Origin of the sequence: Pseudomonas plecoglossicida NBRC 103162 = DSM 15088 (genome assembly GCF_000730665.1) — a bacterium.
GTDB lineage: Bacteria > Pseudomonadota > Gammaproteobacteria > Pseudomonadales > Pseudomonadaceae > Aquipseudomonas > Aquipseudomonas plecoglossicida.
On sequence record NZ_BBIV01000091.1, the window covers coordinates 1 to 1,284 of the forward strand.

Consider the following 1,284-nt stretch of genomic DNA (forward strand, 5'->3'; position numbering starts at 1 on the left):
TGTGCCCCGCGCGCCCTTTCTATCCTGCGAGGATTCACCATGGCGCGCAAGCCTTCCAAGCAACGCTTCACCGTTGTTCACCCTGACTGCGCTGCGATTGACGTGGGTAGTCGAGAGCACTTTGTCGCGGTCGATCCCCGGCACGAGAATGCCGTTCAGTCATTTACGTCCTTTACCGACGATTTGTACAAACTGACCGATTGGCTCGATAGTCTAGGCATCAAGGTCGTCGCCATGGAATCCACAGGCGTTTATTGGATTCCGATTTACGAAATCCTCAGCGAGCGGGGATTCGAGGTCTATCTCGTTAATGCCCGGGCCACCCGGCAAATTACTGGCCGCAAGTCCGACGTACTGGATTGCCAATGGATCTGGCAGCTGATGACCCACGGCCTTCTACGCGGTGCTTTTCGCCCAAGCGATCCAACCTGCTGCGTTCGCTCATTGGTCAGGCAACGGGCTTTCAAAGTGAAAGACCAGGCTCAAACCTTGAACCGGATGCAGAAGGCACTGAGCCAAATGAACATCCAGTTGGCCAATGTCATCAGTGATATTTCCGGCGTGACTGGCATGAGAATTCTGAGAGCGATCACCGCGGGTGAGCGAGACCCTGTTCGATTGGCTGAGCTGACCGATGCTCGCATCAAGGCAGGTAAAGACACCATTGCGCGTAGTCTGCATGGCAACTGGCGACGAGAGCACCTGCATGCATTGGCGCAGGAACTCGCAGCTTATGACTTTCTTGAACAACAGATCGCTGAATGTGATGACGTCATCGGTAAGGCATTGGGACAACTGCCGGTGCTGGAGCATGTGCCACAACCGTCCAGGAAAGTACTACGAAGCCCTCACCGGACTAGCGCTCAACAGGCGGCGCTACACCAAGCCCTTTGGCAGGTGTTAGGGGTTGATCTTACCGCTATTCCAACGATCGGAGTGGACACTGCGCTGGTGCTGGCGGGAGAGATTGGCGCTGACCTCTCACGTTTTCCATCATCACAGCACTTTTGCTCTTGGCTAGGGCTGGCTCCACCGACTCGTATCTCAGGCGGTCGCCAGTTATCAGGTGGCGGTCCCAAGGTAATCAATCGAGCGGCACAGGCGCTCAAGCAGGCCGCTTCAAATGCTCGCAATGACAAGGGTTTCATCGGGGCATCACACCGAGCCAGATTGACCCGCATGGACACCAGTTGTGCCATCAAAGCCACTGCGCATCAACTGGCGCGGCTGGTCTACACACTGCTCACCAAGAAGCAGACCTATGTTGAGCAGGGACTCGAAGCA

Annotated in this window: 1 protein-coding gene; it reads left to right on the forward strand. The window is 55.8% G+C overall.

Going from position 1 to position 1,284, the window contains the following annotated elements:
* Positions 1 to 39 precede the first annotated feature (39 nt).
* Positions 40 to 1,284, forward strand: a 1,245-nt coding sequence (locus tag PPL01S_RS24210; RefSeq protein WP_042156914.1) for an IS110 family RNA-guided transposase, incomplete at its 3' end; no start/stop codon positions are given.